The organism is Bradyrhizobium sp. 22 (assembly GCF_000482425.1).
GTDB classification, from domain to species: Bacteria; Pseudomonadota; Alphaproteobacteria; order Rhizobiales; family Xanthobacteraceae; genus Bradyrhizobium; species Bradyrhizobium japonicum_B.
Map to the genome: position 1 here is coordinate 3,110,625 of NZ_KI519399.1, position 17,130 is coordinate 3,127,754.

18 protein-coding genes are annotated in these 17,130 nt (G+C 65.4%); 12 read left to right on the plus strand and 6 right to left on the minus strand.

The features are described from left to right. The first annotated feature begins 289 nt into the window (after nt 1-289). The 3 genes from K410_RS0115980 to K410_RS0115990 all read left to right on the plus strand — a co-directional run bounded on the left by K410_RS0115980 (nt 290) and on the right by K410_RS0115990 (nt 4,326). Nucleotides 290-1,732, plus strand: coding sequence for a cytochrome ubiquinol oxidase subunit I (locus K410_RS0115980; protein WP_028135830.1), 1,443 nt, complete (start codon nt 290-292; stop codon nt 1,730-1,732). After that, nucleotides 1,729-2,739 (plus strand): cytochrome d ubiquinol oxidase subunit II, encoded by a 1,011-nt coding sequence (gene cydB, locus K410_RS0115985; RefSeq protein ID WP_028135831.1) that lies wholly within the window; start codon nt 1,729-1,731, stop codon nt 2,737-2,739. Before K410_RS0115980 ends, cydB begins: the two co-directional genes overlap by 4 nt. A 330-nt stretch (nt 2,740-3,069) precedes the next feature. Further along, on the plus strand, nt 3,070-4,326 hold the full coding sequence (locus tag K410_RS0115990; RefSeq protein ID WP_028135832.1) for a serine hydrolase domain-containing protein: 1,257 nt from the start codon (nt 3,070-3,072) through the stop codon (nt 4,324-4,326). Nucleotides 4,327-4,509: 183 nt separating this feature from the next. On the opposite strand, the gene K410_RS0115995 is transcribed toward K410_RS0115990, so the two are convergent. Next, on the minus strand, nt 4,510-4,854 hold the full coding sequence (locus K410_RS0115995) for a cupin domain-containing protein (RefSeq protein WP_028135833.1): 345 nt from the start codon (nt 4,852-4,854) through the stop codon (nt 4,510-4,512). Between the two features lie 162 nt (nt 4,855-5,016). Between K410_RS0115995 and K410_RS0116000 the strand changes: the two genes are divergently transcribed. Both K410_RS0116000 and K410_RS0116005 read left to right on the plus strand, forming a co-directional pair. Beyond that, nucleotides 5,017-5,679 carry an SRPBCC family protein gene (locus K410_RS0116000; RefSeq protein ID WP_028135834.1) on the plus strand — a complete coding sequence of 221 codons (663 nt, stop codon included), beginning with the start codon at nt 5,017-5,019 and terminating at the stop codon, nt 5,677-5,679. Further along, the gene (locus tag K410_RS0116005; protein WP_028135835.1) at nt 5,679-6,041 is read left to right on the plus strand and encodes an ArsR/SmtB family transcription factor; all 363 of its coding nucleotides are present in this window, start codon (nt 5,679-5,681) and stop codon (nt 6,039-6,041) included. The genes K410_RS0116000 and K410_RS0116005 overlap by 1 nt, the downstream gene beginning before the upstream one ends. 105 nt (nt 6,042-6,146) lie before the next feature. On the opposite strand, the gene K410_RS0116010 is transcribed toward K410_RS0116005, so the two are convergent. Further along, on the minus strand, nt 6,147-6,650 hold the full coding sequence (locus K410_RS0116010; RefSeq protein WP_028135836.1) for a peptide deformylase: 504 nt from the start codon (nt 6,648-6,650) through the stop codon (nt 6,147-6,149). 76 nt (nt 6,651-6,726) lie between these two features. Between K410_RS0116010 and K410_RS0116015 the strand changes: the two genes are divergently transcribed. Then, on the plus strand, nt 6,727-7,311 hold the full coding sequence (locus K410_RS0116015) for a TetR/AcrR family transcriptional regulator (RefSeq protein ID WP_028135837.1): 585 nt from the start codon (nt 6,727-6,729) through the stop codon (nt 7,309-7,311). 86 nt (nt 7,312-7,397) lie between these two features. Beyond that, entirely contained in the window at nt 7,398-7,976 is a 579-nt protein-coding gene (locus tag K410_RS0116020) for a DUF308 domain-containing protein (protein ID WP_028135838.1), read from the plus strand. Between the two features lie 18 nt (nt 7,977-7,994). Here K410_RS0116020 and K410_RS0116025 read toward each other — a convergent pair whose 3' ends face one another. Continuing rightward, a complete protein-coding gene (locus K410_RS0116025; RefSeq protein WP_028135839.1) occupies nt 7,995-8,456 on the minus strand; it encodes a cupin domain-containing protein in 462 nt (153 codons plus the stop codon). A gap of 258 nt (nt 8,457-8,714) precedes the next feature. Between K410_RS0116025 and K410_RS0116030 the strand changes: the two genes are divergently transcribed. Continuing rightward, nucleotides 8,715-9,935 carry an MFS transporter gene (locus K410_RS0116030; protein ID WP_028135840.1) on the plus strand — a complete coding sequence of 407 codons (1,221 nt, stop codon included), beginning with the start codon at nt 8,715-8,717 and terminating at the stop codon, nt 9,933-9,935. A 22-nt stretch (nt 9,936-9,957) separates the two neighbouring features. On the opposite strand, the gene K410_RS0116035 is transcribed toward K410_RS0116030, so the two are convergent. Next, nucleotides 9,958-10,344, minus strand: coding sequence for an ester cyclase (locus K410_RS0116035; protein WP_028135841.1), 387 nt, complete (start codon nt 10,342-10,344; stop codon nt 9,958-9,960). Nucleotides 10,345-10,399: 55 nt separating this feature from the next. Beyond that, the gene (locus tag K410_RS0116040) at nt 10,400-11,272 is read right to left on the minus strand and encodes a bifunctional helix-turn-helix transcriptional regulator/GNAT family N-acetyltransferase (RefSeq protein WP_028135842.1); all 873 of its coding nucleotides are present in this window, start codon (nt 11,270-11,272) and stop codon (nt 10,400-10,402) included. Between the two features lie 207 nt (nt 11,273-11,479). Between K410_RS0116040 and K410_RS0116045 the strand changes: the two genes are divergently transcribed. The 4 genes from K410_RS0116045 (at nt 11,480) to K410_RS0116060 (ending at nt 15,658) form a co-directional block, all read left to right on the plus strand. After that, nucleotides 11,480-13,144, plus strand: coding sequence for an acetolactate synthase large subunit (locus K410_RS0116045; protein WP_028135843.1), 1,665 nt, complete (start codon nt 11,480-11,482; stop codon nt 13,142-13,144). Between the two features lie 222 nt (nt 13,145-13,366). After that, nucleotides 13,367-13,714 (plus strand): Lin0512 family protein, encoded by a 348-nt coding sequence (locus K410_RS0116050; protein WP_028135844.1) that lies wholly within the window; start codon nt 13,367-13,369, stop codon nt 13,712-13,714. After that, nucleotides 13,680-14,411, plus strand: coding sequence for a GNAT family N-acetyltransferase (locus K410_RS0116055; protein ID WP_155253422.1), 732 nt, complete (start codon nt 13,680-13,682; stop codon nt 14,409-14,411). The genes K410_RS0116050 and K410_RS0116055 overlap by 35 nt, the downstream gene beginning before the upstream one ends. A 62-nt stretch (nt 14,412-14,473) precedes the next feature. After that, nucleotides 14,474-15,658 carry a serine hydrolase domain-containing protein gene (locus K410_RS0116060; protein WP_028135846.1) on the plus strand — a complete coding sequence of 395 codons (1,185 nt, stop codon included), beginning with the start codon at nt 14,474-14,476 and terminating at the stop codon, nt 15,656-15,658. 75 nt (nt 15,659-15,733) lie between these two features. Here the strand turns inward: K410_RS0116060 and K410_RS0116065 are convergent, their stop codons facing one another. Beyond that, entirely contained in the window at nt 15,734-17,074 is a 1,341-nt protein-coding gene (locus K410_RS0116065) for an RtcB family protein (RefSeq protein WP_028135847.1), read from the minus strand. Nucleotides 17,075-17,130: the final 56 nt, after the last annotated feature.

Sequence of the window (17,130 nt, forward strand, 5' to 3'; positions counted from 1 at the left end):
TCAGCATTCGGTTGTGTATCGCGGCATCTGACGCGATGGATTCGATCGGGTGCCGGCTATTGTCCCTTGCCGTCTGTTTCGCTGCGTCAACGGTCATGCTCGCCCGCTGCAGACCGTGCGAGGGTAGGACATTCAGGCCTATTGAGACCGGAATGTGCCGACGATATCGTCCAGGGACAGTGCCTGCAGAATGCGTGAAACCCTCGACATCTGATGATCGAGGCAGCTGGAACCCGCGCAGGTTGAAAGCGTTGCCTGCAGGCCGCAATTGATGTCGGGGGGCGGAGCTATGTCCGACTTACTGCCCAGCGCATTGGATCTTGCGCGCTTCCAGTTCGCCTTCACGGTGGTCTGGCACTTCCTGTTTCCGGCCTTCACCATCGGATTGGCGAGCTATCTCGCCGTGCTCGAAGGCCTGTGGCTGTGGACGGACCGCGGCGCCTATCTCGATACCTATCGCTATTGGCTGAAGATCTTTGCTGTCGCCTTCGCCATGGGCGTCGTGTCGGGTATCGTCATGTCGTACCAGTTCGGCACCAACTGGTCGGTGTTTGCCGACAAGACATCGCCGGTGCTCGGACCGCTCCTTGGCTACGAAGTGCTGACGGCATTCTTTCTCGAGGCGGGCTTCCTTGGGGTGATGCTGTTTGGCCTTGGCCGCGTCGGCCCACGCCTGCATTTCGTTGCGACCTGCTTCGTCGCGGGCGGCACCTTGCTCTCGGCCTTCTGGATTCTGGCGGCGAATTCCTGGATGCAGACGCCGACGGGACATGGGACAGGGCCCGACGGCCAGTTCATTCCCGAGAGCTGGCTCGCGATCATCTTCAACCCGTCATTCCCCTACCGTTTCGCCCATACGGTGACGGCGGCTTACCTGACGACCGCGATGATCGTGGGCGCGGTGGGCGCCTGGCATCTCCTGCGGGACAGGATGAACGAGCGCGCCCGCATCATGTTTTCGATGGCGATGTGGATGGCCGCGATCGTGGCGCCGATGCAGCTCCTGATCGGCGATCTGCACGGCGTGAATTCGTATCACCACCAGCCCGCCAAGGTCGCCGCCATGGAAGGTCATTTCGAGACCGAGCGCCGTGCGTCCTCCATCCTGGTCGGCATGCCGGATGCCGATGCCGGCGTCACCCGCGGCCAGATTGCCATTCCCGGCTTCGCGAGTCTCTACCTCACGCACAGTCTCGATGGAGAGGTCAAGGGGCTGAAGGCGTTTCCGAAGGACACTTGGCCGACCAATATTCCGCTCGTGTTCTGGGCGTTCCGCATCATGGTCGGTCTGGGCATGCTGATGATCGCGCTGGGTGTGGCCTCGCTCATCCTGCGTTGGCGCGACAATCTCTATGACTCGCCATGGTTGCACCGCTTTGCCGTGGCGATGGGACCGTCCGGGCTCGTCGCGGTGACCGCCGGATGGACCGTGACAGAGGCTGGCCGACAGCCTTTCACGGTTTATGGATTGCTGCGGACAGCCGACAGCGTCGCGCCTATCGCCGCGCCGGCGGTGGCCGCATCGCTCGCCGCATTCATTGTCGTGTATTTCGTCGTGTTCGGCGCGGGGATCGCCTATCTGTTTCACCTCTTCCGTCAGACGCCTGAAGCCGGCGAGCACGGACCGCCGCAAGGCCAGCCGGTGCGCACGGCCGGCATCACGCCGGCGCCAGGGCTGGTCAATCGCGAGACGCACGGAGCAGAACCAAGGCAGGCGGGGATCAGGCCATGAGCATCGACCTCACACTGATTTGGGCGCTGCTGATCGCCACGGCGGTGTTGCTCTACGTGGTGATGGACGGCTTCGACCTTGGCGTCGGCATCCTGTTTCCGGCCGAGGCGGCAAGAGCCGAGCGCGACGTCATGGTCAATTCCGTGGCGCCGGTCTGGGACGGCAACGAAACCTGGCTCGTGCTGGGCGGAGGCGGATTGTTCGCGGTGTTTCCGCTGGCCTACGCCACGATCTTTCCCGCGCTTTACATGCCGCTTATTCTGATGCTGCTCGCCTTGGTGTTTCGCGGCGTCGCCTTTGAGATGCGGTTTCGGGCCCGGACATCCGCCGGTGAGATCTGGTGGGACCGCGCATTTTCGTGGGGCAGTTTTGCCGCGGCGTTCCTGCAGGGCGTCTGCCTCGGCGCCATCGTGCAGGGCATTCGCGTCGAGGGGCGTGCCTACGCCGGCGGTTGGTGGGATTGGCTGACGCCCTTCTCGGTGCTGACCGGAGTCGCCCTGGTTGTCGGCTACGGCCTGCTCGGCGCGTGCTGGCTGATCTGGAAGACGGACGGCGCCCTTCAGGCACGCTGCCGCAACTATGCCCGCGTTCTCGGCTTTGCGACGCTCGGCTTCATCGCGGTCATATCCTTGATGATGGTCATCCAAAGCGCGGCCTTTCGCGAGCGATGGCTGACGCTGCCCAACATGCTTTACGCAGCGCCTGTGCCGGTCCTCCTGGCCCTGCTGGCATGGCGCTTTCACCGCGCGCTCGCAAAGGGTGAGGACGGGATGCCGTTCCTGTGCGCGCTCGGCTTCTTCCTGCTGTCCTATGCCGGGCTGGGCATCAGCATGTGGCCGATGATCGTGCCGCCTTCCGTCACGATCTGGCAGGCAGCCACCCATCCCAGCAGCCAGCTGTTCCTGCTCGTCGGGGCAGCGGTGCTGGTGCCGGTGATCCTCGTCTACACGGGCTACGTCTATTGGATCTTCCGCGGCAAGGTCCGGCACGGCGAGGGCTATCACTGATGCAGCGCGCATCCCGGACCTGGAAGCAACTGCTATGGTTCGTGACGCTGTGGGCCGCAGGTGTCACGACGCTCTTCGTGATCGCATTGCCGATCCGGTGGTTGCTTAAGACGGGATGAAGAGTCCGGAGCGCGCAGGATCGGCAGGACTGTTACTCCTCTCTCGGCATAGCGCGGCGCCGCGAGGCCCTCGCGTGCACGCTTGGCCAGTGATTGGCCAGTGATTGGCCACGTCATCCCGACTGTGCGTAGCTACCCGGCATAAACGTCGGATGCCCCGACCTGTGCTCCCGTGATACGACATCCGCATCGTCTTCGAGGAGCCCGCTTCATGTCCGTCGCGACTGCCGCCAGCCAGCAGCCCGCTGCCGCTGAAACCGATCCCGAAACCCTCGGCTGGATGCGGGGCTTCCCGCCGTCTCCCGACCGCACCATCACCTTCCAGGACGGCTCATTCCGCAGCTTCCCCGAATTGCGCTGGGCCTGGAGCAACATCCGCCAGCTGGTGCCCACCGTGAATGTCTGGCGCGGGGCAGGACCTGCATCCGCGTTGCCACGCGAAGATCACGATATCGGCGCGGTGCCCTCCATCACGATGGACGGGCGGCCCATGACCTTCGCAAAGATGCTGGAGGAGACGTACACCGACGGCATCGCGGTGCTGCATCGGGGCAGGCTGATCTATGAGCGCTATTTCGGCGCGCTGAAGCCGCACAAGCCGCATATCGGCATGTCCGTGACCAAGTCGTTCACCGGCGTGCTCGCCGGCATGCTGGTCGCCGAGGGCAGGATCGATCCGCAGGCGCCGGTGACGGACTATGTGCCGGAGCTGAAGGCCAGCGGGTTCGGCGATGCGCGCGTGCACGAGGTCATGGATATGACCACGGGGCTCGCCTACACCGAAATCTACACCGACAGGAATTCGGACGTGTGGGGCCTTCGGCGCGCCAACGGCATGGCGCCGATTCCGCCTGACTATGACGGCCCGACCACCATCTTCGATTTCCTGATCGCGCAGAAGAAGCAGGGCGAGCACGGCGAGGCCTTCGCCTACAAGACCGTCAACACCGACGTGCTGGCGTGGATATGCCGGCGAGTGAGCGGCCTGTCGCTGTCCGACCTCTTGTCCGAGCGGATCTGGCAGCCGATGGGTGCGGAGGAAGACGCACATTATCACGTCGACCGCATCGGCACCGAGAGCGGCGGCGGCGGGCTCTCCACGACATTGCGCGATCTCGCCCGCTTCGGCGAGACCATGCGCAATCACGGCCGCTTCAACGGTGGCCAGATCGTGCCGTCGCAGGTGGTTGAGGACATCGCGCGCGGCGGCGATCCCGAGAAGTTCAAGCCGGCCGGCTACACCACGCTGCCGGGCGCGTCCTACCGCAATCAATGGTGGGTCAGCCACAACGCGCACGGTGCCTACATGGCGCGCGGCGTCTACGGCCAGGGCATCTATGTCGATCCCAAGGCCGAGATGGTGATCGCGCGCTACGCCTCGCATCCCATGGCGGGCAACGCCGCCAACGATCCCGTGACGCTGCCGGCCTACATGGCGCTGGCGAAAGCGCTGATGGCGGGCGGGTAGGCGCCAAGGCTGGCCTCTTCGTAGCCCGGATGGAGCGAAAGCGAAATCCGGGACAGACCAAGTGAGTTGCGCGACGGCCCGCGCAGATCGAACCCCGGATTGCGCTGTGCTCCATCCGGGCTACGAGGTCAACCAAAGCCGCAACCTCGGTCGAGCACGTCCGTCACCCGTCAAGCGGCGCCGTCACGCCTCCTGCCAATGCGGATAGGTGACGTAGGCGGTGAGGGCGCCTTGCTCGTGCGAGCGGATCGTGACCTTCTCGCCCTTCGGCATGTGGACGATCTCGCCGGGACCGGCAGTGACGGTGCTGCCGTCGCTCGTAACCGACAGCTTCCCTTCGAGGACGATCATGACATCGTCGACCTTCATCGTCTCCTGGAGATTCTGGTTCGGCGCGTAGCGGCCGTAGCCGATCGTGATCGGTCCGCCGTGGCGCTGGTCGACCATGTTGGCGACGAAGATATCGCCGTCCTGTCCCGGTGAACGCTCGAGCGAGGCGTCGGCGAGGGCGAATTTGCGTACTTTCATGAGGCCGTTCCATCTGATGTGGCTAGGGAGGGCACCAATAGACGCCGTGGCCGTTGGTTGGTTCCCGGTTCGACGCGGTCGAGCGCTCAAAATATAAGAATTGACTTATATAAGTTGTGACCGATATTACTCCCGACGGAAGAACAACAGGGAGAGCCGAAAATGCAGATCGACGTCGCCAGGGTCTTGGGGCTTGTGACGCGCTCGGTGAGGAGCTTCGACAAGGACGGCAAGCCGGCGAGCGCGGTGACGCTGACGCGGCTCTACGACACTGGCGTCGACGATCTCTGGGACGCCGTCACCAGCAGGGACCGCATTCCGCGCTGGTTCGCGCCGGTGGAAGGCGACCTTCGCCTCGGCGGACGCTACCAGGTCAAGGGCAATGCCGGCGGCACCATCACGTCATGTACGCCGCCGACCCACTTCGCCGCGACCTGGGAATTCGGCGGCGCCACGAGCTGGATCGACGTCACGCTGAGGGAAGAGCGAGGCCAGGCGCGTTTGACGCTTGAGCACACCGCGATCATCGAGGATCATTGGAATCAGTTCGGCCCGGGTGCGGTCGGGATCGGCTGGGACCTCGCGCTTGCGGGACTGGAGCGATATCTTGCGACCGGGGCATCGGTCAATCACGAAACCGCGGAAGCCTGGATGGTCTCGCCGGAGGGCAAGGACTTCATGACGACCAGCGGCGAGTCCTGGCGTGCGGCGCATGTCGCAAGCGGGGTCGACCCGGCCGAGGCGCAGCAGCGCTCGGACCGCACCATCGCGTTCTACCGCGGCGAGACGCCGCCCGATATCGTTCATCCCGGCACAGGAAGCTGATGCACGCCTTCGAAGTCCTCGCCGATCCCGTGCGCCGCCGCATCCTCGAGCTGCTGGCATCAGGCGAATTGGCATCCGGTGAGGTGGTCGAGGCGATCGGAGCCGAGTTCGGCATCACCCAAGCGGCCGTCTCGCAGCACCTCAAGGTACTGCGCGAGAGCGGCTTCGCCACCGTTCGGGCGGAGGCGCAAAGGCGACTCTATTCGGTCGACGTCGCAGGGCTCCGCGCGGTGGATATGTGGGTGGGCCAGTTCCGGAATTTCTGGGAGCCGAAGCTCGACGCGCTGGCAACCGAGATCGCGCGCGGCAAGCGCGAGCGCCGCAAATCGCCGATCACCAAAAGGAGCGGGAAGAGGGCGTGAGGCGCAGCGAGATGCGTAGGGTGGATTAGCCGCCGGCTGCGCAAAGCGCGGCGGGCGGCGTAATCCACCACTTTTGCCGTGGCGGGATCGGTGGATTACGCTTCGCTAATCCAACCTACGCCCCATCTTCTCGTACTTCTTCACCAGCCGTTCCCTCTTCAGCCGCGACAGCCGCTGGATCCAGAACATGCCGTCAAGTTGATCGATCTCGTGCTGATGGCAGACGGCGCGCAAGCCGTCCGATTCCTCGCTCTGCACATTGCCGTCGAGATCCTGATAGCTGATCCGCACCCGCGCATGGCGCTGCACGTCCTCGTTCACCCCCGGCATCGCAACGCTGCCCTCGCGATGCAGGATCATCTCGGGCGACGCCCATGTGATCTCCGGATTGACATAGGTCTGCTGCCCGCTCTCGGCATCGAGCTCGAGAACGACCACGCGCAGGGGCACGCCGATATGCGGCGCGGTGATGCCGATGCCGGGCGCGGCGCGCATTGTGTCGAGCAGATCCTGCGCGAGCGCGCGCAAGCCGTCGTCGAACGCGGTGACGGGGCGGGCAGGGCTCGCGAGCCGGCGGTCGGGATAGCGGAGGATGGGGCGGATGGGCATGATGGCTCCTACCACTCACGCATCGTTGATGCACCCGCAACTTGCCAATCTACCAACTGGAAGGTAGATATACGGCATGAACAATGCGTCTTCCACGGCCGACGATATCCTCGCCTGCGCGCGCACGTTGATCATCGCGGGCGGCTACAACGGATTCAGCTATGCCGACATCGCTGATGTCGTCGGCATCCGTAAGCCCAGCATCCATCACCATTTCGCCAGCAAGGTCGATCTGGTCCGCACCCTTGTGTCGCGCTATCGCGAGGAGGCCCAGGCCGGGCTGGCGGCGCTCGAACGCAACATCTCGGATCCCGGCGAGCAGCTGAAAAGCTATGTCGCTTACTGGGAGGCGTGCATCAAGGATACGACGGCTCCGTTCTGCGTCTGCGCGCTGCTTGCCAGCGAGCTCCCGATCCTGCCGGAGGAGGTGGCGCTCGAAGTCAGGGCTCACTTCCGTTCCCTGGCCTCCTGGCTGACCTCGGTGCTGGAACGCGGCAAGCGGCAGGGCCGGTTGCAGCTCGCCGGCACGGCCCGGGTCGAAGCCGAGGGATTCATGGCGAGCGTTCACGGCGCAATGCTGTCGGCGCGCGCCTATGGTGATCCCAAGATGTTCGGCACCATCACCCGGCCGTTGCTGGACCGGCTTTCCACCAGGCACTAACGAGATCGATACGGCGCTGACATCGCGGCGGCGCGACAATTTGCTTCGCGGTGTAAACTACCAACTAGTAGGTAAGGAGAAGAGAAATGAGGCCTTATGAGATCGCCCCCGGTACGACCGACCAGGCGCAATGGCTGAGGCAGTATTACTTCCTGCGTGGCGCCTTTTCCGTCGCCTGGGTCGTCGCGGCGTTTGCGATCGCGCCGTCGTCGGCGGTGATCGCAGCGGCATTGCTCGTCGCATATCCCGCATGGGACGCCGCAGCCAACTATCTCGATGCGCTCCGAAGCGGCGGGTTGAGCCAGAACCGCACCCAGGGGCTGAACGTGCTGGTGAGCCTCGCGACCACCATCGCGGTGATCCTGGCCTTGCAGGTCAGCATGAACTGGGTGCTCGGGATCTTCGGAGCCTGGGCGATCCTGTCCGGATTGCTCCAGCTCGGCACGGCCGTGCGCCGCTGGAAGCGTTTCGGCGCGCAATGGGCCATGGTGCTCAGCGGTAGCCAGTCGGCGCTGGCGGGCGGCTTCTTCATCTTTCAGGCCTCGATGCCTGTGGTGCCCTCGATCGCTGATGTCGCGGGCTATGCTGCGGTCGGCGCGCTCTACTTCCTGGTCTCGGCGGTCTGGCTCACGGTTGGCACGTGGCGCCGCCGCGCGGCCACGTGAGGCTTTGCTCCAGACGCTTCACGCGTCCGGATAGGGCGTGCCGTCCTTGTGCAGGAAGCGGCCGTCGGAGGCCGGGCTCATCATGTCGATGTCGGAGCAGGTGATGAGATCTTCCTGCGAGCGCGAGCCGATTTCGAGATAGACGGCCGTCGCATTCGACCTGTTGATCATGTGATGGCCGTTGCCGCTCGCCTTGGGGAAGGCCGCGCAATCGCCCGCGCGCAGCAGGGTTTCACCGCTGTCCTCGATCAGCGTCACCTCGCCTTCGAGGATGTAGACGAATTCGTCCTCGTGCGAATGCCAGTGCCGCTGGCTCGACCAGCCCCCCGGCTGCAGTCGCATCAGGTTGACCCCGAAATCCCTGAGGCCGCCGGCATCGCCGAGACGCTTGCGGATGCGTTCGGCGCAAGGTGCATCGAAGGGGGCGGGGTAGCCGGATCCCTTGCGGGCCGGCACCGTGGCGATGTCGATCTTTGGCATGGATATTTTCTGGTCTCCGTCGCGGGTGATTGGAAATAGCGCGTCGCGCTGTTTTGCCCGACACGTCAATCGCTCCCTGGGTTTCGCAAAGACAGGGCTCGCAAGTCCTTGATCCCGTTGAGGCCGGCTACTGTGCATGGGGTTGTTTTTCAACTTTCTATTGGCAGGTGACAAAGGCCTCGGCAAAAATGTCGTTCCATTGTCGGCCGGCGCAGTTCCCATTCGTCTTCTCCCAGACTGATCTCACGGGAGACCCATATGACCCAATCCCCCTATCGCTGGGTGATCGTCGCCGCCGGCGGCCTGCTCGGCTGCGTCGCGATCGGCGGCATGTTTTCGCTGCCGGTGTTCCTGCAGCCGATCGCCAAGGACACCGGCTGGTCGGTGACCGGCATCTCCAGCGCGATGACGTTCGGCTTTCTGGCGATGGCGTTCACCAGCATGGCCTGGGGCACGCTGTCGGACCGGTTCGGTCCGCTGCCGGTGGTGCTGACGGGATCGACCGTGCTGACGCTCAGCCTGTTCGCCGCGAGCCAGGCGACCTCGCTTCTGGTGTTCCAGATCGTGTTCGGCCTTCTGACCGGCGCGTCCTGCGCGGCGATCTTCGCGCCGATGATGGCGGCTGTCACCGGCTGGTTCGACACAAATCGCAGCCTCGCAGTGTCGCTGGTCTCGGCCGGCATGGGCATGGCGCCGATGACGATGTCGCCGTTCGCGGCCTGGCTCATCTCCGGCCACGATTGGCGGACCTCGATGCAGATCGTGGCGCTGGTGGTCGGCGCCATCATGATCCCGGTCTCGTTTCTGGTGCGCCGTCCGCCGGCGCTCGCGCAGGCCGCGGCCGCCCCGATCGGCGAGGGGACCGTGCAGGGCGAGATGTCGGTGGGCGAGGCGCTACGCTCGCCGCAATTCATGGTCCTGCTCGCGACCAATTTCTTCTGCTGCGCCACCCATTCCGGCCCGATCATCCACACCGTCAGCTACGCCGTGAGCTGCGGCATCCCGCTGATCGCGGCGGTGACGATCTACAGCATCGAGGGGTTTGCCGGCCTCGGCGGCCGCATCGCCTTCGGCCTGCTGGGCGACCGGTTCGGCGCCAAGCGCGTGCTGGTGTCGGGCCTGCTGCTGCAGGCCTTCGGCGCGCTCGCCTATGTGTTCGCGCACCAGCTCACGACGTTCTATGCCGTCGGCGCCATCTTCGGCTTCATCTATGCCGGCACCATGCCGCTCTATGCCGTGCTCATCCGCGAGAACTTTCCGCTTCGGATGATGGGCACGGTGATCGGCGGCACGGCGATGGCCGGCAGCCTCGGCATGGCGACCGGCCCGCTCGCCGGCGGCCTGATCTATGACGCGTTCTCCAGCTACGCCTGGCTCTACATCGCCTCCTGGGCGATGGGCCTCGGTGCCTTCCTGATGGCGATGACGTTCAGGCCGTTCGCCAAGCCGCAAGGGCAGGTGGCGCCGGCGGCGGCATGAGCTTCGGAATCGAGGCGCAGCGTCAGAGCTGCGCCTCGATCGCGGCCTTGTCGATCACCGACCAGACCTCCCGGATCCTGTCATTACGGAATTCGTAGAAGACGTTCTCGCAGAAAGAGACGCGCCTGCCGTTGACGGCAAGACCCATGAATGTCCCGACCGGCGCGCAATCGAACTTAAGTCGCGCCGCGATGCGGGGCGGGTCCGACATCAGCAGCGCGATGTCAAAACGCAAATCCGGAATCTCGCGAAAATCCCGCTCCAGCATCGCGCGATAACCGGACAGGCCGAGCGGCCGGCCGTTGTGAACGACATCGTCATGCACGAACCGGCCGAGCGAGGGCCAGTCCTGCCGGTTCAGGCAGGCGATATAAGCGCGGTAGGTCTCGGCGAGGTCGTCTCGTGTCACATCGAAGCTCCGGGCTGCTTCGACCTTAACGCGCAGACATCGCGATCGGTCCAGCTCAGAGCCGCTTTTCGAAGAACAGGTCCGGATAGGGATCGTCGTTGAAGCGGGGGATCTCGCGCCAGCCCGTGCTGCGATAGAGCTGGCCGGCCTCGGGCAGCGCGCTGTTGGTGTCGAGCCGCAGCATCGCGATGCCGAGATCGCGCGCAGCATCCTCGACCGCCTCCATCAGCCGCTTGCCGAGCCGCAAACCGCGCGCAGCGGGCGCGACCCACAGCCGCTTGATCTCGGCATAGCCGTGATCGGTTCCCTTCAGGCCCACGCAGCCGATCGGCAGCGTGTCCGACATCGCGACAATGAAGCTGCCGCGGGGGCGGCGCATGTCCTTGGCGTCAGGATCTCTCGAAAGGGAAACGTCAAAGCCCTGTTTGAAGCGGCGGCCGAGCTCGGCATAGTATTCGCCGAGGCAGTGGCGCGCCTCTTCGCTGCGCGGATCCATCTCTTCCAGCGCGACGCGTTCGCGCGTCAAGGCCGAGGCGATCAGGTCCATCGCCGCCAGCAGCGCCTCGCGCTGTGAATGCTGCGCGAGGAAGCCTTCGGCTTGCGCGTTCGACAGCGCCTCATAGGCCGCGAACTCGCGCCGGCCCGACCGCGTCAAGGTCGCAACGCGCCGCCGCGCATCGTCCTGATGCGCTTCGGTCTCGACCAGCCCTTCGTCCTCGAGGCTGCGCAGCAGGCGGCTCATCAATCCGGAATCGAGACCGAGATAGTCGCGGATCTCGGCCACGTCCGTACGCCCATGCCCGATCGCGTTCAATACGCGCGCCGCGCCGAGCGGGCGGCCGCGGCCGAGGAAGGAGGTGTCGAGCGCGCCGACCGCCGAGGTGACGGCGCGGTTGAAGCGGCGAACGCGCGAAATCGGGTCCAGCATGATGTCTGACTATAGTCAGACATCATGTCCTGTCAATCGCGACGATCGCGATGGAACATGGAGGAAGCCGCTGATCCGGACCGTCGCCTTGCGTTCGCAATGACGAGGTTGATGCGGCCGCGCCTTTCTTTGTGAGTTGTGCCGAAGCCGCGAGCCGCTACCATGCGCCGACTGCCGTGGAACACGGGAGCGAGCACGGGAGGCGGCATGAGCGGGCAGGAACGCAAGGCGAAAGGATCGGACCTGTTTGTCGCCGCGCTGGAGAATGAGGGCGTCGATCGCGTCTTCGGCGTCCCCGGCGAAGAGAATCTCGATCTGGTTGAATCGCTCCGCACCTCCAGAATCGAGTTGGTCCTGACCCGCCACGAGCAGGCCGCCGCCTTCATGGCCGCCACCTATGGCCGGTTGACCGGCAAGCCCGGCGTCTGTCTGTCGACGCTCGGCCCGGGTGCGCTCAACCTGTCCACCGGTGCGGCCTATGCGCATCTCGGCGCGATGCCGATGATCCTGATTACCGGCCAGAAGCCGATCATGAGCAGCCGCCAAGCCCGCTTTCAGATCGTGGACGTGGTCGCGACCATGAAGCCGCTTACAAAACTGTCGCGGCAGATCGTCAGCGCCTCCAGCATTCCGACCGTGGTGCGCGATGCCTTTCGCGTCGCGATGGAGGAGCGGCCCGGACCGGTGCATCTCGAGCTGCCCGAGGACATCGCCGGCGACGAGGTGCCTGCCGTGCCCGTGATTCCCGTGCATCCGATCGAGATCCCGGTCGCCCATCGCGCCGCGCTCGACCGTGCGGCCGGGATGATCTTGGCCGCGAAGCGCCCGCTGGTGATGATGGGCGCGGCAACCAGCCGGCCGCGCTCGACCCACGGCATCGCGAGCTTCGTGCGGCGCACCGGCATTCCGTTCTTCACGACGCAGATGGGCAAGGGCACCGTGCCCGGCGGCACCAATCTCTACATGGGCACCGCCGCGCTGTCGGAGCGCGACTATGTGCATGACGCCATCGACGCCGCCGATCTGATCGTCGCGATCGGTCACGACCCGATCGAAAAGCCGCCCTTCATCATGGGCCCGTCGGGGCCGAAGGTCATTCACGTCAGCTACACCTCGGCCAGCGTCGAGCAGGTCTACTTTCCGGACGCCGAGGTGGTCGGCGATGTCGGCCCGAGCCTGGAGCTGCTCGCCGACCGGCTCGAAGGCAAGCTGCCGCAGGCCGCGGCGCTGCTGCCGTTGCGCGAAGAGATCCTGGGCCACATCGCCGATCGCGCCACCGAGGCGCGCTGGCCGCCGACGCCGCAGCGCATCGTGCACGACATCCGCCAGGTGATCCCAGAGAACGGCATCGTCGCGCTCGACAACGGCATGTACAAGATCTGGTTCGCGCGCAACTACCGCACCCGTGTCGCGAATACGCTGCTGCTCGACAATGCACTGGCGACAATGGGAGCCGGCCTGCCGTCGGCGATGATGGCCGCGATGCTCTATCCCGACCGCCGTGTGCTCGCGGTCGCCGGCGACGGCGGCTTCATGATGAACAGCCAGGAGATGGAGACCGCCGTCCGCCTCAAGCTCAATCTCGTCGTGCTGGTGCTGGAGGACAACGCCTACGGCATGATCCGCTGGAAGCAGGCCGTCGATCATTTCGCCGATTACGGCATGACCTTCGGCAACCCGGACTTCGTGCTTTACGCGAGAGCTTATGGGGCGAGGGGCCATCGGATCGAGAGCATCGACGGCTTTGGCCCGACTCTGGAGGCCGCATTCGAGGAGGGCGGCGTGCATCTGGTCGTGGTCCCGATCGACTATTCGGAGAACGTGCGGGTACTCGTCGACGAGCTGCGCGCGCATGAGAAATCGAAGGCGTGACAACAGCGGCCTCGTGCCCCGGACGCAGCGCAGCGCTCCTTCAGCGGTGCGCTGCAGAGCCGGGGCCCATGCATCAGCGAGCACCGTGGCCTCCTGGGTCCAGGCTCTGCCAGCAACGCGAAGAGCGTTGCAGCGCGTCCGGGACACGGGAGAAGCGGTAACACTTGTCTAGCGCTCTCCAATCGCGGACACTCATCACCACACCAACCACAGGAATATCAAATGACCCGCGTTCGTTGTGTCACCGAGATGGGCATGGGCGTCGACGTCCACGGCAGGGACGCCACCAAGGCGGCGAAGCGGGCGGTGTCGGATGCCATCAGGCATTCCAGCCTCGGTTTCTTCCGGATGATCGGCAAGACCGCGAACGACATGTTCGTGGACGTCACGATCGGCGTGCCCAACCCCGAGGCGGTGGACAAGGAAGCCGTGGCCAGGGAGCTTCCCTACGGCACCGTGACCGTCACTGCGGTCAAGGGTGGGCTGGAGATCCCCTCGGCCACGGAAGTGGCCAACGATCCCATTCTCATCGCCAATGCCGCCGTCATCGTCAGCTTCGAGAAGGATTAGACCGGTGACCGACAGCGATGAGGCGCTGCTCGATCGTCCGATCTGGAGTGCGTTGACGACGAATCAGAAGCACCTGGCCGAAGGCGGCCCGCTCGCGCGGCGCTATCCCGTCGACATGACGCCGTTCGCCGACATGGTCGACATGTCCGCGGCGAGCTTTGCCGCGCTCCGCGATCTCCTGTCGGGCACGCAGGTCGCCGCGCTGTTCACGCCAGAGCCGGTCGAAGTTCCCGGCGGCTTCAAGGTGGTGCTCGCAGATACAGGCGAGCAGATGATCGGCTCGCCCGCCGACAGCCCGCCGCGCGATGCCGAGATCGTCACGCTGGGAGCGGCCGACGTGCCCGCGATGATGGCACTGACGGAGCTGACCAAGCCCGGGCCGTTCGCGCTGCGCACCCACGAGCTCGGCACGTTCCTCGGCATTCGCTCGGGCGGCGAGCTGGTCGCGATGACAGGCGAGCGGATGAAGCCGGGCAAGTTCGTGGAGATGACGGCCGTCTGTGTGCATCCGGATTATCGCGGGCGCGGCTATGCGCAGGCGCTGTTGGCTGCGGTCGCGCGGCGGATCGAAGCACGGGGCGAAATCCCGTTCCTGCACGTGTTTTCGAGCAATATCTCCGCGATTGCGCTGTACCAGCGGCAGGGCATGCGGATCCGGCGCCGGCTGTACGTGACGGCGTTCATGAGAGAAGAATAAGCGCGCTTCATTTCCCTCGAATTTTCGCTATACCCGTCCCAACCACAAATTCGGGGAGACGCATGGGCGCCAGAACGACCGATTTTTCCGCCGCGCGGACGGCGATGCAGCGCTACGTCGATCAGGAGATCATTCCGGGCGCGTCCTGGGCCGTGCTGCGCGGGCGCGAGGTGGTCGACCAGCAATGCGTCGGCTTTGCCGACCGCGAGGCGAGCACCGCGCTGCGGCCTGATCATATCTTCCGCGCGTTCTCGAACACCAAGATCTTCGTCACCTGCGCGATCATGCTCCTGGTCGAGGAAGGCCGCGTCGGGCTCGACGATCCGATCGAGACCTTCCTGCCGCAGCTCGGCCATCGCAAGGTGCTCAAGCAGGACGCTTCGAGCCTTGCCGATGTCGAGCCCGCAAGGAGCCCGATCACGATCCGCCAGCTCCTGACCCACACCGCGGGGCTCAGCTACGGCATCTTCGATCCCGGCACGGTGCTGTTCAAAGGCTACAACGAGGCGCGCGTGCTCAATCCGCTGACGCCGCTCTCCGATTTGATCGACAAGCTGGCCGATCTGCCGCTGTCCTATCATCCCGGCACGGCCTGGGAATATTCGGTTGCCACCGACGTGCTCGGCCGTGTCGTGGAGGTCGTCTCGGGTCAATCTCTCGATGCCTTCCTCAAGTCGCGCATCTTCGATGTCCTCGGCATGACCGACACAGGATTCCATGTGCCCGAGGCGCAGCAAGGCAGGCTGGTCGCGCTCTACAATGGCGCCGATGTGTTCGATCCCATGAAGCCGGGCCTGACGCGCGCCGACAACCTGCCGTTTCCGCAAGCCTATCGGCGGCCGTTCCCGCGGCTCTCGGGCGGCGGCGGTCTGGTCTCGACCCTGCCGGACATGCTCGCGCTGGTCCGCGCGCTGCTGCCCGGTGCGGATGCCCTGCTGAAGCCGGAGACGCTGCGGCAGATGATGTCGAACCAGCTGCCCGCAGGGCAGACCATCCGCTTCGCCAATCTCGGCCCGATGCCCGGCAAGGGGTTCGGCCTCGGCGGCGCCGTCACCTTCGCGCCGACGCCGTTCGATCCGCCGAACTCGACCGGCGAGTTCCAGTGGGGCGGCCTTGCCGGGACCCATTGGTGGATCTGCCCTGAGGCCAACACCGCCGGCGTGCTGATGACCCAGCGCTATATGGGCTTCTGGAATCCGTTCTTCTTCGAGTTCAAGCGCCTGGCCTATCAGGCCGCCGGAGGCTGACGAGACCGGCGGTCCCGCTTTCCAAAACCGAAGCGAAGCGGGCGGGAGGCATCACCTCCCGCCCGCGGTTTCGCGTCAGTCCTTCCACGGATCGAATTCGCCTTCGCCGGCCATGGCGACGGCGAACGGCCGCAGCGTGTGCAGCACCTTCACCGTGCCGGCGTGCTGCGCCAGCACGTCGGGCAGGCGACGATAGGCCATCGGGCTCTCGTCGAGGTCGGCACCGATCAGGGTGACGCCGCGCTCGTTGAGCCAGCGGTCCATCTCCGCACGTGAGAAGCGCCGCTTCGCCTCGCGTCGTCCGAACAGGCGGCCGGCGCCGTGCACGGTCGAGTAGAGCGAGGCCCTGGCTTCCGGGCTGTCGACGCCTTCGAGGATGACGGCGTCGTCGCCCATCGAGCCGCCGACGAATCCCTTCTGGCCGGGAAACGCCGGTGTCGCGCCCTTGCGCACCACCCATAGATCCTTGCCGTCGTGGGTCTCACGCCAGGCATAATTGTGGTGGTTGTGCACGCTCTCGGTGACGCTGCCGCCGATGATCTGGCGGACACGCTCGACGACCCACTCGCGGCCCGCATAGGCATAACGCCCGGCGAGCTGCATCGCCGCGATGTAGCGGCGGCCGAGCTCGCTGTCCTCGTCGACCACGGCGGGCGGAACGTTCATGCCGTCCTTGCCCCCGGCGGCCTTGAGGTAGCGCGTCGCGGAAGTGTGGCCGAGACCGCGGCTGCCGAAGTGGACGCCGATCCAGACGAAGCCTTCCTCGTCGCGCATGAGGTCGACATAGTGGTTGCCGGATCCGACCGTGCCGAGCTGAGCTACCGCCTTCTGGCGGTAGGACTCCATGTCGCTTTCGCGCCAGGCATCGCCGTCGTCGAACAGGTCGTGCTCGGCCCGCTCCGCGTTGGCCCGGCCGACGCCGAACGAAATCGTCCTGGCGACGTCGCGGATGATCGTGGGCACGCGGCTTGCGATGTCGTCGAAGCGCGTGTCGAGCCGGGCCGCCATGTTGCCGCAACCGATGTCGAAGCCGACGCCGGAGATGCTGATCTGCTTCTCATAGGCGATGACGCCGCCGACCGGCTGCGCATAGCCGAGATGGCCGTCGGCGCAGATCACGCCGGAGACGACGTTGCCGACCGCCATGCAGTTGCGCATCTGCGCGATCGTCGCCTCCTCGTGCGGGCCGAACACCTTCAGCGGCGCATTCTGGAAGCGGGCATCCTGCATTCGGAACTCGGCGATCGAGCTCGCGGTCGCATTGGCCTCGCGGGCCAGATGCTCCTTGCGCGCGGCGTCCTTGTACAGGCACCAGGCCGGCTGGCCGCGTCCTTCGCCGACGCGCGCGTCGGGATCGACACCGGCGGCGAGGCAGAGCTCGCGGGCGCGTTCCATGTAGGGATCGGGTCGTCGCATGGTCTTAGGTCCTGCTTGCAGTCCGCACGCATCTAGCCGGGGCGGGCGGATCATTT

What these genes read in the sequence shown, in the direction of transcription:
- K410_RS0115995 (WP_028135833.1), bottom strand. Translation starts at nt 4,854, where the DNA reads ATGAAAGTACGCAAATTCGCCCTCGCCGACGCCTCGCTCGAGCGTTCA.
- K410_RS0116065 (WP_028135847.1), bottom strand. Translation starts at nt 17,074, where the DNA reads ATGCGACGACCCGATCCCTACATGGAACGCGCCCGCGAGCTCTGCCTC.
- K410_RS0116010 (WP_028135836.1), bottom strand. Translation starts at nt 6,650, where the DNA reads ATGCCCATCCGCCCCATCCTCCGCTATCCCGACCGCCGGCTCGCGAGC.
- K410_RS0116025 (WP_028135839.1), bottom strand. Translation starts at nt 8,456, where the DNA reads ATGCCAAAGATCGACATCGCCACGGTGCCGGCCCGCAAGGGATCCGGC.
- K410_RS0115980 (WP_028135830.1), top strand. Translation starts at nt 290, where the DNA reads ATGTCCGACTTACTGCCCAGCGCATTGGATCTTGCGCGCTTCCAGTTC.
- K410_RS0116015 (WP_028135837.1), top strand. Translation starts at nt 6,727, where the DNA reads ATGAACAATGCGTCTTCCACGGCCGACGATATCCTCGCCTGCGCGCGC.
- cydB (WP_028135831.1), top strand. Translation starts at nt 1,729, where the DNA reads ATGAGCATCGACCTCACACTGATTTGGGCGCTGCTGATCGCCACGGCG.
- K410_RS0116045 (WP_028135843.1), top strand. Translation starts at nt 11,480, where the DNA reads ATGAGCGGGCAGGAACGCAAGGCGAAAGGATCGGACCTGTTTGTCGCC.
- K410_RS0116040 (WP_028135842.1), bottom strand. Translation starts at nt 11,272, where the DNA reads ATGCTGGACCCGATTTCGCGCGTTCGCCGCTTCAACCGCGCCGTCACC.
- K410_RS0116020 (WP_028135838.1), top strand. Translation starts at nt 7,398, where the DNA reads ATGAGGCCTTATGAGATCGCCCCCGGTACGACCGACCAGGCGCAATGG.
- K410_RS0116050 (WP_028135844.1), top strand. Translation starts at nt 13,367, where the DNA reads ATGACCCGCGTTCGTTGTGTCACCGAGATGGGCATGGGCGTCGACGTC.
- K410_RS0116060 (WP_028135846.1), top strand. Translation starts at nt 14,474, where the DNA reads ATGGGCGCCAGAACGACCGATTTTTCCGCCGCGCGGACGGCGATGCAG.
- K410_RS0115990 (WP_028135832.1), top strand. Translation starts at nt 3,070, where the DNA reads ATGTCCGTCGCGACTGCCGCCAGCCAGCAGCCCGCTGCCGCTGAAACC.
- K410_RS0116005 (WP_028135835.1), top strand. Translation starts at nt 5,679, where the DNA reads ATGCACGCCTTCGAAGTCCTCGCCGATCCCGTGCGCCGCCGCATCCTC.
- K410_RS0116055 (WP_155253422.1), top strand. Translation starts at nt 13,680, where the DNA reads ATGCCGCCGTCATCGTCAGCTTCGAGAAGGATTAGACCGGTGACCGAC.
- K410_RS0116030 (WP_028135840.1), top strand. Translation starts at nt 8,715, where the DNA reads ATGACCCAATCCCCCTATCGCTGGGTGATCGTCGCCGCCGGCGGCCTG.
- K410_RS0116000 (WP_028135834.1), top strand. Translation starts at nt 5,017, where the DNA reads ATGCAGATCGACGTCGCCAGGGTCTTGGGGCTTGTGACGCGCTCGGTG.